This is a genomic window from Rhizobium sp. IBUN, from assembly GCF_000510625.1.
Classification (GTDB): domain Bacteria; phylum Pseudomonadota; class Alphaproteobacteria; order Rhizobiales; family Rhizobiaceae; genus Rhizobium; species Rhizobium altiplani.
The window spans coordinates 13,166-25,591 of record NZ_AZNV01000020.1 but is presented as its reverse complement, the minus strand read 5'-3'; the positions used below and the strand labels follow the sequence as shown (position 1 = coordinate 25,591).

Sequence of the window (12,426 nt, the reverse complement as noted above, 5' to 3'; positions counted from 1 at the left end):
AATGGGCACGAGGCCCGAGGAGGAATGATGACGAAACTGAGTTTCCAGCTTTACAGCGCCCGTAACTTCCAGCCCTATTCGGCGATCTTTGAAAAGCTCGGCAAGGCCGGCTATCAGGAAGTCGAAGGTTTCGGCGGCATCTATGCCGACCTCGATGATGCCGGCCTGAACAGCCTGCGTGCCGAACTCGACAAGAACGGTCTTGTCATGGCCAGTGGCCATTTCAGCCCTGATTTCCTCGACGGCGAAGTCCAGAAGTCGCTGAACATTGCAAAGGTCCTCGGCATGGACTCGATCTATGCGCCGCATCTCGCCGCCGAGCAGCGCCCGACCGATGGTGCCGGCTGGCTGGCCTTCGGCAAGCGGCTGCATGAGATGGCAAAGCCCTACAAGGATGCCGGCTATGAGTTCGGCTGGCACAACCACGACTTCGAATTCGTGAAGCTCGCCGATGGCTCACTGCCGATCGAACGCATCTTTGAAGGCGCTCCTGACATTTCCTGGGAAGCGGATATCGCCTGGGTCGTTCGCGGTGGTGCTGACCCGTTCGCATGGATCGAAAAGCTCGGATCGCGCATCACCTCGGCTCACGTCAAGGACATTGCGCCGGCTGGCGAGAACAGGAACGAGGATGGTTGGGCAGATGTTGGCCACGGCACTCTGCAGTGGGCCAAGCTCATCGCTGCACTCAAGAGCACCAAGACCAAGCACTACGTCGTCGAGCATGACAACCCGGCCGATGTCGACCGCCTGATCACGCGCTCGATCGCATCCTTCAAGACTTATTGAGGCATATCATGACCAAGGAACTTGGCGTCGGCATCATCGGATGCGGCAACATCTCCACCACCTACTTCTCACTCTCTCCGCTTTTCAAGGGTCTGAAGGTCCTGGCCTGCGCCGATATCAACGTGCAGGCTGCCCAGGCCCGCGCCGAGGAATACGGCGTAAAGGCGCAGACGATCGATGAGCTTCTCGCCAATGACGAGATCGACGTCGTCGTCAACCTGACGATCCCGGATGCTCACTTCCCGGTTTCCAAGGCGATCCTTGAATCCGGCAAGCACGTCTATTCGGAAAAGCCGCTGGTTCTCACCCTCGAGCAGGGTGAAGAGTTGCGCCGCATTGCCAAGGAGAAGAACCTCTCCGTCGGCTGCGCGCCGGATACCTTCCTCGGCGGCGCGCACCAGCTTGCCCGCAAGTTTATCGACGACGGTGGCATCGGCCGCGTCACCTCGGGCGCGTGCTACGTCATGAGCCCGGGCATGGAGATGTGGCATCCGAACCCGGACTTCTTCTTCCTGCCCGGCGGCGGCCCGATCCTCGATCTCGGTCCATACTACATCGCCAACCTGATCAACCTAATCGGTCCGGTGAAGCGCGTCGGCGCGATGACCTCCATGGCGTCCGAGACCCGCACCATCACCAGCCAGCCGCGTCATGGCGAGACCATCCCGGTCAAGACGCCGACGACGATCCAGGCGATCCTCGAATTTGTCAGCGGCGCGACTGTCACGCTGACGGCGAGCTGGGATGTCTGGTCTCATCGCCACGCCAACATGGAGCTCTATGGCACCGAGGGCTCGCTTTACGTGCCGGATCCGAACTTCTTCGGCGGCGTCGTCGAGGCCAGCGGCAAGGACAAGGACATCAAGCCGGTCGAAGGCTGGGAACATCCCTTCGGTATCTTCAACCAGGAGAGCCCGCAGGGACCGCGCGCCAACTACCGCACGGCGGGTCTCGCCGACATGGCGATGGCGATCATCGAGGGGCGCGATGCGCGTTGCTCGCTCGATCGCACGCTGCACGGCGTCGACGTCATGACTTCAATCCTGAAGTCGGGCGAGGAAGGCCGTTTCATCGAGCTGACGACGACCTGCACGCAGCCGGCCGCACTCGGCATCGAAGAAGCGCAGGCGCTCTTGAAGTAAGCGACCAAAGGACTATGGTCCGGCGCGGGCGACAAGCCCGCGCTTTTTCGCTTAAAGGATCAGAATTATGAGCTGGCAACCGGCTTCCGACCGCTATTCAAAGATGAAGTATAACCGCACAGGCCGTTCCGGCCTGAAGCTGCCTGCGGTATCGCTCGGCCTCTGGCACAATTTCGGCGGCGACACGCCGCATGACCGCAAGATCGACATGTGCCGCACGGCCTTCGATCTCGGTATCACCCATTTCGACCTCGCCAACAACTACGGCCCGCCTCCTGGCAGCGCCGAAACCGCCTTCGGTGAAATCCTGCGCACTGAATTTTCAGGCCTGCGCGACGAGTTGATCATCTCGTCCAAGGCCGGCTACGACATGTGGCCGGGTCCCTACGGCGAATGGGGCAGCCGCAAGTATCTGATCGCGTCGTGTGACCAGAGCTTGAAGCGCATGGGTCTCGACTACGTCGATATCTTCTATTCGCATCGTTTCGATCCGGATACCCCGCTCGAGGAAACCTGCGGCGCGCTCGATCATATCGTCCGCTCCGGCCGGGCGCTCTATGTCGGCATCTCGTCCTACAATTCGCAGCGCACCCGGGAGGCTGCCGCTATCCTGAAGGATCTCGGGACGCCGTGCCTGATCCATCAGCCGAGTTATTCGATGCTCAACCGCTGGGTCGAGGACGACACGTTGCTGGATACGCTTGACGAGGCCGGCATGGGGTCGATCGTGTTCTCGCCGCTGGCGCAGGGTATGCTGACGACCAAGTATCTCGGCGGCATCCCGCAGGATAGCCGTGCTGCCCAGAACCACTTCCTCAAGAAGGACTTCATTCGTCCTCAGATCATCGACAACATCCGCAAGCTCAATGAGATCGCGGAGCGTCGTGGCCAGACGCTGGCGCAGATGGCGATTGCCTGGGTTCTGCGTGGCGACCGGGTGACGTCGGCGCTGATCGGCGCGAGCCGTTCGTCGCAGATTGTCGATTGCGTCAAGGCGCTCGACAATCTCGAATTTACCGCCGCTGAGCTCAAGGAGATCGATGTCTATGCCCGCGAGGCCGACATCAATCTCTGGGCAAAATCTGCGGAACGCGAATAAGCCGAAGCGCCCGGACTCGGTGCTCCGGGCGTTTCTCCTATCATTTTTTGATGTACGTGCGGCAAGCCGCGCATATTTCAGGGAGGAGACTTCACCATGATCCGCAACCCGATCCTGCCGGGCTTCAACCCCGATCCATCCATTTGCCGCGTTGGGGACGACTACTATATCGCCACCTCGACGTTCGAATGGTATCCCGGCGTCCAGATCCATCATTCGCGCGATCTTGTGAATTGGACGATGGTCCGGCGTCCGCTCGAGCGCAAGTCGCAACTCGACATGCGCGGTAATCCCGATAGCTGCGGCGTCTGGGCTCCCTGTCTTTCTTATGCCGATGGGCTGTTCTGGTTGGTCTATACCGACGTCAAGCGCTTCGACGGCAACTTCAAGGATGCACATAACTACATCGTGACTTCGCCAACCATTGAGGGCGAATGGTCGGAGCCCGTCTACGTGAACTCTTCGGGCTTTGACCCGTCCCTGTTCCACGATGAGGACGGCCGCAAGTGGTTCATGAACATGCAGTGGAATCATCGCACCGAGAGCTTCGGCGGTGCGCCGAAGTCGCCGGCCTTCGATGGCATTCTGCTGCAGGAATGGGATGCGGCGACCAGGTCGCTGAAGGGGCCGATCAAGAACATATTCGCCGGCAGTTCGCTCGGCCTCGTTGAGGGACCGCATCTTTTCAAACGGAACGGCTACTATTACCTGACGACCGCCGAGGGCGGCACCGGCTACGACCATGCTGTCACCATGGCCCGTTCGCGCACGATCGACGGTCCCTATGAGATGCATCCGAACAAGCACCTCATCACGTCAAAGGATCATCCCGAAGCCATTCTCCAGCGAGCAGGGCACGGCCAGTATGTCGAAACGCCCGATGGCCAGGTCTATCACACGCACCTCTGCGGTCGCCCGATGCCGCCGAAGCGCCGCTGCACGCTCGGTCGCGAGACCAGCCTGCAGAAGTGTGTCTGGAAGGAGGACGGGTGGCTTTACCTCGAGAACGGCAGGGTTGTTCCCGATGTCACCGTGCCGGGACTGGCCGGCGCTGTGCCGGTCGAGAAGCCTGTGCGCAGCGAATACAGCTTCGACGGTGGAAAGCTGCCTGATGATTTCCAGTGGCTTCGCACGCCACAGCCGGAGCGCATTTTCAACCTTACCGATCGGGCAGGACACCTGAGGCTGATCGGGCGCGAAAGCATCGGTTCGTGGTTCGAACAGTCTCTTGTCGCCCGTCGTCAGGAGCACCACAGCTTCAGGGCGGAGACGGTCGTGGAGTTTGATCCCGACACCTACCAGCAGGTTGCCGGCCTGACGCATTACTATAACAGGCACAAGTTCCACGCGGTCGCCGTGACCCTCCACGAGAAGCTGGGACGGTGCGTCACCATTTTCTCCTGCAATGGCGACTATCCCCACAGCCGTCTCGACTTCCCGGTCGGCAGCGGCGTTGCGGTGCCTGCCGAAGGGCGCGTTCAGCTTTCCATGGAAATCCGCGACAATGACCTGCAGTTCTTCTGGCAGACGGAAGGCAAGGGGGCCTGGCAGCCGATCGGGCCTGTGCTGGATGCCGGTGTGGTCTCCGACGAGGGCGGACGTGGCGAGCACGGCTCGTTCACCGGTGCATTCGCCGGCGTTTTCGCCTTCGATACGTCGGGTCGCGCAAAGACCGCGGATTTCGATTGGTTCAATTACGAGGAACTATGATCGAACCAGCGACATCGCCTGAAATTGCGGGCGATGTCGCATTTGCTAATTTAATAGATGCTTTTAAACACTTGTTTTCATTACGTAAGTTTAATGAAACTTTCAGTTTCGGTTCATCATTTTGGACCTAGGTTCTGGGCGTATTCAACACGAGGAACCTCCCAATGAAAAAGCTCACCACCGTCCTTCTCGCTACTGCTGTGCTCGCTGCTCCGCTGCTGGCAACGACCGAAGCGAGCGCCCAGGATCACCGCCGGCCGGTCGTCGTGGAGCGCGACGTTCACGTCACGAAGTACAACTGGAGCCGCGGCCATCGCATGACGCCTGCCGAGCGCCGCCATATGCGTGACGTGCGCGACTATCATCGCTACCGCCTGTCGGCTCCGCCACGCGGCTATCGCTGGGTGCAGGTCGACAACGACTTCCTGCTCATCGGCTCGGTCAACGGTGTGATCGCGAACATCGTCATTCGCTAAACGCTGACGTCACCATGTGAAAAGGGGGCTTTAATGCCGCCCTTCTGATTCAATCAGACGCCAATTGCAGGCTTCCGTAGGACGCTGTGCGCGTGGCCAGAACTAGTGAAGGGCGGGGGGGCCGCACCCGCCCCTGCAATCTCAGCTTTCTCGCGCGAGGCAGTCCTTCATGCTGTTGGCAATGCCGAGCATGAGGTTGGGATAGAGGTCCGCGCCGGCCTCGAGCGTGGCGGCCTCCGGATCGAGGACACCGGCCTTCGCCTTGGTCCCCTCGATGACCACATCGACCAATCGCGGCTGGAACTGCGGTTCGGCGAAGACGCAGGTGGCGCCAAGTTCGCCGACCTTCTTGTGGATCTCCGCAATGCGTTCCGCGCCGGGGATCGTTTCGGGGCTGACGGTGATCGAGCCCGCGACCCGTACATGATAGCGGTTCTCGAAATACTGGTAGGCATCGTGGAAGACGATGAACGGCTTGTCCTTCACCGGTGACACGATGCCGGCGATTTCCTTGTCCAGCGCGTCGAGGCTGTCGTCCAGCGTCTTGGCGTTGGCCTGGTAGGTGAGGGCATTGGCGGGGTCGGCTGCGACGAGGGTGGTGGTGATCTCGGAGGCCATCGCCTTGGCATTCTGCGGATCGAGCCAGAGATGGGTGTCGAAAGTCCCGTGATCGTGGCCCTGATCGGTGTCGGCACGGGCATGATCGTGTCCATCGCCGTCATGATGATCTTCACCGTCATGGTCGTCGTGCGGTTCGAAGGCGCCGCCCTCACGGAACTTGAGCTTGGTCAGGCCGGGCGCCTTGTCGAGCTCGGCGACGACGGCATCAGACCCGATCGCCTCCAGCGGCTTCTCCAGAAACGTTTCAAGCCCGGGACCGACCCAGAACACCACCTTGGCGTTTTGCAGCGCGCGCGCGTTTGACGGCTTCATATTGTAGGTGTGGGGCGAGGCGGCGCCATCGACGATCAGTTCGGGTGTGCCGACGCCCTGCATGATCGCAGATACGAGCGAGTGAACCGGCTTGATCGAGGTCACCACGACAGGCGCATCCGCCGTTCTGCCCGCCTCGGCAAAGAAGATGGCGGGAATTGCGAGGGTAAGGGCCGTCGCGAATTTCATCGGTGTACTCCGCTTGAATTGCAGTTGTAATGTTATTACATCAATTGCGTTATGCTATAACGTGTGCGATAGCAAGTCGCAACAGCACATTCGGAAAAATGATGTTCTCTCCCGCAAATTCCGAAGCGAAGCCATTGGTCTCGCTTTCCAACGTCGGCGTCCAAAGAAGCGGCCGCTGGCTCGTCCGGGGCGTGGATTTCTCGGTCTCGCGCGGCGAGATCGTGACGCTGATCGGCCCCAATGGCTCGGGCAAATCGACCACCGTCAAGACGGCGATCGGCGTGCTGAAGCCCGATGAGGGTACGGTTGAACGCGCCGACGGCCTCAAGGTCGGTTATGTGCCACAGAAGCTTGCGGTCGATTGGACGCTGCCGCTCACCGTACGCCGACTGATGACGCTGACCGGACCGCTCTCCGAACACGACATGACCGCCGCGCTCGAAGCCGTCGGGCTTTCACATATGCTCGGCGCCGAAGTGCAGCATCTCTCGGGCGGCGAGTTTCAGCGGGCCTTGATGGCGCGGGCGATTGCGCGCAAGCCTGATCTCCTCGTCCTCGACGAACCCGTTCAGGGCGTCGATTTCTCAGGCGAGATCGCGATCTACGACCTGATCCAGTCGATCCGCAACTCGACCGGCTGCGGCATCCTGCTGATTTCGCACGACCTGCATGTCGTCATGGCGGCGACGGATACGGTCATCTGCCTCAACGGCCATGTCTGCTGCCGCGGCACACCGCAGGCGGTGACGCAGAGCGCCGAATATGTCCGCCTCTTTGGTAGCCGCGCTGCGCAGGCGCTTGCCGTCTACAGCCATCACCACGACCACACGCATCTGCCGGATGGCCGTGTGCTGCATTTCGATGGCTCCGTCACCGATAACTGCCATCCTGATGACGGCCACCATCATGGCCACGAAGGGCACGACCACGCCCACCACAACCACGCCGGTCACAGCCACGATCATCATGCTGACGATCATAGCCATGATCACAAACAGCCCGCAGGAGAGCGCCATGTTTGACGATTTCTTCGTCCGCGCGATCCTTGCAGGCGTCGGGCTTGCGCTGACGACCGGCCCGCTCGGCTGTTTCATCATCTGGCGGCGTATGGCTTATTTCGGCGATACGATCGCCCACTCGGCCCTGCTCGGCGTCGCGCTCTCGCTGCTCCTGCAGTTCAACCTGACGCTTGCCGTGTTCCTCGTCGCGGCTACCGTGTCGATCCTCCTGCTGTTCCTGCAAAAACGCCAGGCGCTGTCTGCGGATGCGCTGCTCGGTATTCTGTCGCACGCGACGCTGGCGATTGGTCTCGTCATGGTCGCCTTCATGAGCTGGGTGCGCATCGACCTCATCTCTTTCCTGTTCGGCGACATCCTTGCGGTCTCGAAGACGGATATTGTCATGATCTGGGGCGGCGGCATTCTCGTTTTGGCGGCGATCGCCTGGCTCTGGCGACCGCTTCTGGCCTCCACGGTCAACCCCGAGCTTGCCGAGGCCGAGGGACTGCAGCCGGAGCGGGCGCGGCTGTTCTTCATGCTGCTGATGGCTGTTGTCATCGCAATCGCCATGAAGATCGTCGGCATCATGCTGATCACCTCGCTGCTGATCATCCCGGCGGCCGCGGCGCGCCGTTTCGCCTCGACGCCTGAGGTGATGGCGGTCTTCGCCTCGCTGATCGGCGCCGTCGCCGTGGTCGGCGGGTTGTTCGGTTCGCTGACCTACGACACGCCCTCCGGCCCCTCGATCGTCGTCGCGGCCCTGATCCTTTTCATTCTGAGCCTGCTGCCGAGGCGCGGGCGGGCCTTGGAAGGACAACGTTCATGAACGCACCTGCTTTGACCAAGAACCAGGCTCTCGTTTTCGAGGTACTCGAAAAGGCGGACGGACCGCTGAGCGCCTATACGATCCTCGACAAGCTGCGCGATCATGGTTTTCGCGCGCCACTGCAGGTCTACCGCGCCCTCGAGAAGCTGCTCGAGTATGGCGTGGTGCACCGGCTGGAAAGCATCAACGCCTTCGTCGCCTGCGCCCATCCGGACCAGAACTGCCACAGTCACGGCATCGTCGCCTTCGCGATCTGCGAGAGCTGTGGGCATGTCATGGAGTTCCACGACCACGAGGTCGATCACCGCCTCATGGACTGGACGCGCGGCAAGAAGTTCAAGGCAGAGAAGACCACGATCGAGATCCGTGGTCTGTGTGAGGCGTGTGCCGCTTAGGCCTGACCGCTGAACCTAATTCTCTCTATGGTTGCTGATTATTGTTTATGTAAGTATTGATTGTATTTGTAGCTGGTTTATGATGTTCGGCGGGGCTGGGGACCCACACATGCCGAAACGTCATCTATCTTTGCTGATATTGGCAATTCCGGTCAGCGGATGCTCCATCTTTGCGCCTGTTTACAACGAGGCCGTCTATACGAAGCTTGACGGCGCACATTCGAGCCTGACGAAAATGGAAACCACGGTGGAGACGAAAGCGCCGCAACGTGCCCGCTATCGTGACGTGGAGCCATATTACATCGAAGCTCTCGCCATGGTGAAGGACGCGGGCGATATCGCAGGGCGGCGCACGGCTTATCTCCCGGGCAAACCATCTGCTCGCGCCGCCCAGCTCGTGGCCGACAACATCGAGCGCTGCCGGCAGGCGATCGAAGCTTCCCGGGCGAACTTCGAGGCCAAGGGTCAGCGGGCCAACGAAACGGACAATGTTACGATCGTTCAGAACACCTGCGGCATCGCCAGAACGATGGAAGGGTCATTGAAATAGGGGGGACAGCCATGTCTGTTGACGCGAATTTCGCACCGGAATCTGCCGAAGAACTGCTTGAAGGCCTGCTGTCCGTCGCGGCCGCGACGGCAAAGGGCCAATGGACCGCCATTCGCGACGAGATGACCTACCAGCTGGGTTTCATCGCGCAGAAGACCGCCAAGGTCATGGCGCAGCTCGGCGAGACGATCACCGTCAACTCTGCTGACCTGACGCTGCTTCTTTTCGAACTCAATCTCAACAGCGCGTTGGCCGAGTTCGAATTCCTCCTTTATGTCGCCGCGCAGAAGATCCTGAACGCCGTTTTCGATCTCGTGAAGACGGCCGTCAAGAACGTGACCGGCGTCGGTCTGCTGTTCTAACAGTTCAGAGTGGGCGCAAGTCCCGCGCGAAACGTTGCCAGTTGCCGACATATTTTTCGGCTGAGCGGCGTAACCCGGCGATCGCCGCCTCGTCCAGGGTGCGGACCACGCGCGCCGGCGAGCCGACGATCAAGGAGTTATCCGGAAACTCCTTGCCCTCGGTGATCAGCGCATTTGCGCCGACGAGGCAGTTGTTGCCGATCTTGGCGCCATTCAGCACAGTGGCACCCATGCCGATCAGGGAATTGTCGCCGATCGTGCAGCCGTGGACGATGGCGTGATGACCGATGGTGCAGCCTTCGCCGATCGTTACGGGAAATCCCGGATCGGTGTGCAGCATCGCGCCTTCCTGGATGTTCGTCGCCGCGCCGACGGTGATCGGCTCGTTATCGCCGCGCAGCACTGCACCGAACCAGACGCCGACGTCGACGCCAAGTAACACCTGACCAATGACATGGGCATCCGGGGCGATCCAATAGTTGCCTGATGGCGGCAGGTCCGGCATCAATTCGCCAAGCGCGTAGACAGGCATGACGTCTCCCCCTCAGGCCACGTTGATCGACAGCGTGGAAATGCCGTCGATGCCGCAATCGACACGGTCGCCCTTCTTTACGGCGCCGACGCCTGCCGGCGTACCGGTCATGATGACATCGCCCGGCGCCAGGATGAAGAGTCTCGAGAGTTCGGCAATGATCTCAGGCACCTTCCAGATCATCTGGTTGAGGTCGCCATCCTGGACGCGCTTGCCGTTCAATTCCAACCAGATCCGGCCCGCCGAGGGATGCCCAAGTTGGCTTGCCGGGACGATAGGCGACACCGGTGCTGAATATTCGAAGGCCTTGGCGACTTCCCAGGGGCGGCCGAGCTTCTTCGCCTCGGCCTGTAGATCGCGACGTGTGAAATCGATGCCGACGGCGTAGCCATAAATACAGTCGAGCGCCTTGTCGGCGGCGATATCCTGGCCGCCGGCTTTTAGCGCCAGCACACACTCGACCTCGAAATGCACATCGCTGGACAGCGGCGGGTAGGGGAAGTCCTTGCCTGCGGGCAGCAGATTGTCGGCGTTCTTCTGGAAAAAGAACGGCGGCTCGCGGCTCGGGTCATGGCCCATCTCGATCGCATGGTCGGCGTAGTTACGCCCGACGCAGTAAACGCGGCGTACCGGGAACGCCTCGGATGTGCCTTCGACGGGAAGCAGGACGGGATGCGGAAGCGGGATGACGGTGGCGGGAAGGGACATTGCACGCTCTTGCTGTTCGTGAGTCCTGACATCTTAGACGGAAAGCAACGGCGGGGGAACGCGTGGTTCGACAACGCAGCATCATCATCGCCTTGCATCCTGACATGGCTGCCTTGCGTGAGGAAAACTGGCGTTTTGCCTGCCTTTACGCTATGAGCGCGGCATGACGACATCCAATTTCTACGCCGAGGTCCTGACGTCGGGCCAGCCGATCTTCGCGATTGCGCCGATGATCGACTGGACCGATCGCCATTGCCGCTATTTTCACCGGCAGATTAGCCGCAATGCGCTGCTCTACACGGAAATGGTGGTGGCCGATGCGATCATCCATGGGCCGCGCGAACGGCTGCTGTCCTTCGACGGAGCGGAGCATCCGGTGGCGCTGCAGCTCGGTGGGTCGGATCCGGCGAAACTTGCCGAGGCGGTTCGGATCGCTGGCTCTTACGGCTACGACGAGATCAATCTCAATGTCGGCTGTCCCTCGGACCGGGTGCAGTCAGGCACCTTCGGCGCTTGCCTGATGCTGACACCGGAGACGGTGGCGGCCTGCGTGGCGGCGATGAAGGCGGTGGCCGACGTGCCTGTCACGGTGAAGTGCCGGATTGGTGTCGACGAGCAGGATCCGGAAGCGGCTCTGCCCGATCTTCTCGACCGTGTGCTCGATGCCGGTGCCGACGCCGTCTGGATCCACGCCCGAAAGGCCTGGCTGAAGGGCCTGTCGCCGAAGGAGAATCGGGAAATCCCGCCGCTCGACTACGAGATCGTCTACCGCATGAAAGAGGCGCGGCCCGATGTCTTTGTCGGCATCAACGGCGGCATCCAGACGCTGGACGAGGCGGCTGATCATTTGAACCACGTCGACGGCATCATGCTCGGGCGTGTGGCCTACCAGAACGCCGCGATTCTTGCCGATGTCGACCATCGCTTCTATGGCGCGGTTGCCGACGAAGCTGACTGGGGCGATATCCGCGGCCGGATGATGGCTTATGCCGAGCGCCATATCGCCAACGGCGGGCGGCTGCAGCAGGTGGCGCGGCACATGGTCGGGCTGTTTACGGGGCTGCCTGGCGCGCGGCGCTACCGACAGATTCTCTCGACCGACGCGGTCAAGGCGGGAGCAGGCCCCGAGGTGATCGCAGCCGCCTTTGCGGCGGTGGATTTCGAGGGCGCGAGGGAAACGGTCAGCGCCTAGGGCGACGCTACGACCGGCCGAACGAAAAACGGCGCCCCTTACGGAGCGCCGTTCTCTTTCCTGCCGAAGCAGAGAATGAATTAGTTAGCCGAGATGTTGACGGCCTTCGGGCCCTTGCCCATGCGGTCCGGCTCGGTGTCGAAGGTGACCTGCTGGCCTTCGCGCAGCGACTGGATGCCAGAAGCCTGGAGCGCGGAGATGTGGACGAAAACGTCCTTCGCGCCGCCTTCCGGCGTGATGAAACCAAAACCCTTGTCCTGGTTGAAGAATTTTACGGTGCCCTTGGTGGCCATTGGGATAGTCCTTTTCCCTTAGTCTGTTTGGTATCCATCCCCCGCGAGAGGAAACGGACGGCTTTAGCTTTCGCGCTCCCTCATCAAAATTCAGCGCGCGAAGGGTCAGTCGAGTAGTTCACGAACGGGGAAAGAACGTCTACGTACGCGGGTGTCCCCCACGCTGCCTTCCTGCCGGAAAGCTTTACCACATCAGTCCAGTCACCGGCATGCAAATGCCCGAGAGCCGCAT

Annotated in this window: 15 protein-coding genes; 11 read left to right on the top strand and 4 right to left on the bottom strand. The window is 61.0% G+C overall.

Annotation, left to right across the window (positions count from 1 at the left end; genetic code table 11):
* Nucleotides 1–27 precede the first annotated feature (27 nt).
* The 5 genes from RHIBUN_RS0118490 to RHIBUN_RS0118470 all read left to right on the top strand — a co-directional run bounded on the left by RHIBUN_RS0118490 (nt 28) and on the right by RHIBUN_RS0118470 (nt 5,216).
* Complete coding sequence (locus RHIBUN_RS0118490; protein WP_025660688.1) at nt 28–789, top strand: sugar phosphate isomerase/epimerase; 762 nt, start codon at nt 28–30, stop codon at nt 787–789.
* Nucleotides 790–797: 8 nt separating this feature from the next.
* On the top strand, nt 798–1,931 hold the full coding sequence (locus RHIBUN_RS0118485) for a Gfo/Idh/MocA family oxidoreductase (protein WP_018854740.1): 1,134 nt from the start codon (nt 798–800) through the stop codon (nt 1,929–1,931).
* Nucleotides 1,932–1,998: 67 nt separating this feature from the next.
* The gene (gene mgrA, locus RHIBUN_RS0118480; protein ID WP_025660687.1) at nt 1,999–3,030 is read left to right on the top strand and encodes an L-glyceraldehyde 3-phosphate reductase; all 1,032 of its coding nucleotides are present in this window, start codon (nt 1,999–2,001) and stop codon (nt 3,028–3,030) included.
* A 96-nt stretch (nt 3,031–3,126) separates the two neighbouring features.
* Nucleotides 3,127–4,740 (top strand): glycoside hydrolase family 43 protein, encoded by a 1,614-nt coding sequence (locus RHIBUN_RS0118475; RefSeq protein ID WP_025660686.1) that lies wholly within the window; start codon nt 3,127–3,129, stop codon nt 4,738–4,740.
* Between the two features lie 164 nt (nt 4,741–4,904).
* Nucleotides 4,905–5,216: an RcnB family protein gene (locus RHIBUN_RS0118470; protein WP_025660685.1), complete on the top strand. Its 312-nt coding sequence runs from the start codon at nt 4,905–4,907 to the stop codon at nt 5,214–5,216.
* A 141-nt stretch (nt 5,217–5,357) separates the two neighbouring features.
* Here RHIBUN_RS0118470 and znuA read toward each other — a convergent pair whose 3' ends face one another.
* Nucleotides 5,358–6,338 (bottom strand): zinc ABC transporter substrate-binding protein ZnuA, encoded by a 981-nt coding sequence (gene znuA / locus RHIBUN_RS0118465; RefSeq protein WP_025660684.1) that lies wholly within the window; start codon nt 6,336–6,338, stop codon nt 5,358–5,360.
* Nucleotides 6,339–6,439: 101 nt separating this feature from the next.
* Here znuA and RHIBUN_RS0118460 point away from each other — a divergent pair, with 101 nt between their 5' ends.
* The 5 genes from RHIBUN_RS0118460 (at nt 6,440) to RHIBUN_RS0118440 (ending at nt 9,469) form a co-directional block, all read left to right on the top strand.
* On the top strand, nt 6,440–7,360 hold the full coding sequence (locus RHIBUN_RS0118460; RefSeq protein ID WP_025660683.1) for a metal ABC transporter ATP-binding protein: 921 nt from the start codon (nt 6,440–6,442) through the stop codon (nt 7,358–7,360).
* Entirely contained in the window at nt 7,353–8,162 is an 810-nt protein-coding gene (gene znuB / locus RHIBUN_RS0118455) for a zinc ABC transporter permease subunit ZnuB (protein ID WP_025660682.1), read from the top strand. The genes RHIBUN_RS0118460 and znuB overlap by 8 nt, the downstream gene beginning before the upstream one ends.
* On the top strand, nt 8,159–8,557 hold the full coding sequence (locus RHIBUN_RS0118450) for a Fur family transcriptional regulator (protein WP_016554263.1): 399 nt from the start codon (nt 8,159–8,161) through the stop codon (nt 8,555–8,557). The genes znuB and RHIBUN_RS0118450 overlap by 4 nt, the downstream gene beginning before the upstream one ends.
* A 109-nt stretch (nt 8,558–8,666) precedes the next feature.
* On the top strand, nt 8,667–9,107 hold the full coding sequence (locus RHIBUN_RS0118445) for a hypothetical protein (protein ID WP_025660681.1): 441 nt from the start codon (nt 8,667–8,669) through the stop codon (nt 9,105–9,107).
* An 11-nt stretch (nt 9,108–9,118) separates the two neighbouring features.
* Nucleotides 9,119–9,469 carry a hypothetical protein gene (locus RHIBUN_RS0118440; protein ID WP_025660680.1) on the top strand — a complete coding sequence of 117 codons (351 nt, stop codon included), beginning with the start codon at nt 9,119–9,121 and terminating at the stop codon, nt 9,467–9,469.
* Nucleotides 9,470–9,473: 4 nt separating this feature from the next.
* Here RHIBUN_RS0118440 and RHIBUN_RS0118435 read toward each other — a convergent pair whose 3' ends face one another.
* Nucleotides 9,474–10,001 carry a gamma carbonic anhydrase family protein gene (locus RHIBUN_RS0118435; protein WP_018854751.1) on the bottom strand — a complete coding sequence of 176 codons (528 nt, stop codon included), beginning with the start codon at nt 9,999–10,001 and terminating at the stop codon, nt 9,474–9,476.
* Nucleotides 10,002–10,013: 12 nt separating this feature from the next.
* Nucleotides 10,014–10,709, bottom strand: coding sequence for a fumarylacetoacetate hydrolase family protein (locus RHIBUN_RS0118430; protein WP_025660679.1), 696 nt, complete (start codon nt 10,707–10,709; stop codon nt 10,014–10,016).
* 193 nt (nt 10,710–10,902) lie between these two features.
* On the opposite strand from RHIBUN_RS0118430, the gene dusA reads away from it, so the two are divergent.
* Nucleotides 10,903–11,901: a tRNA dihydrouridine(20/20a) synthase DusA gene (dusA, locus tag RHIBUN_RS0118425; protein WP_025660678.1), complete on the top strand. Its 999-nt coding sequence runs from the start codon at nt 10,903–10,905 to the stop codon at nt 11,899–11,901.
* An 80-nt stretch (nt 11,902–11,981) separates the two neighbouring features.
* Here the strand turns inward: dusA and RHIBUN_RS0118420 are convergent, their stop codons facing one another.
* Nucleotides 11,982–12,194 carry a cold-shock protein gene (locus RHIBUN_RS0118420; RefSeq protein WP_007533154.1) on the bottom strand — a complete coding sequence of 71 codons (213 nt, stop codon included), beginning with the start codon at nt 12,192–12,194 and terminating at the stop codon, nt 11,982–11,984.
* Between the last annotated feature and the right edge of the window lie 232 nt (nt 12,195–12,426).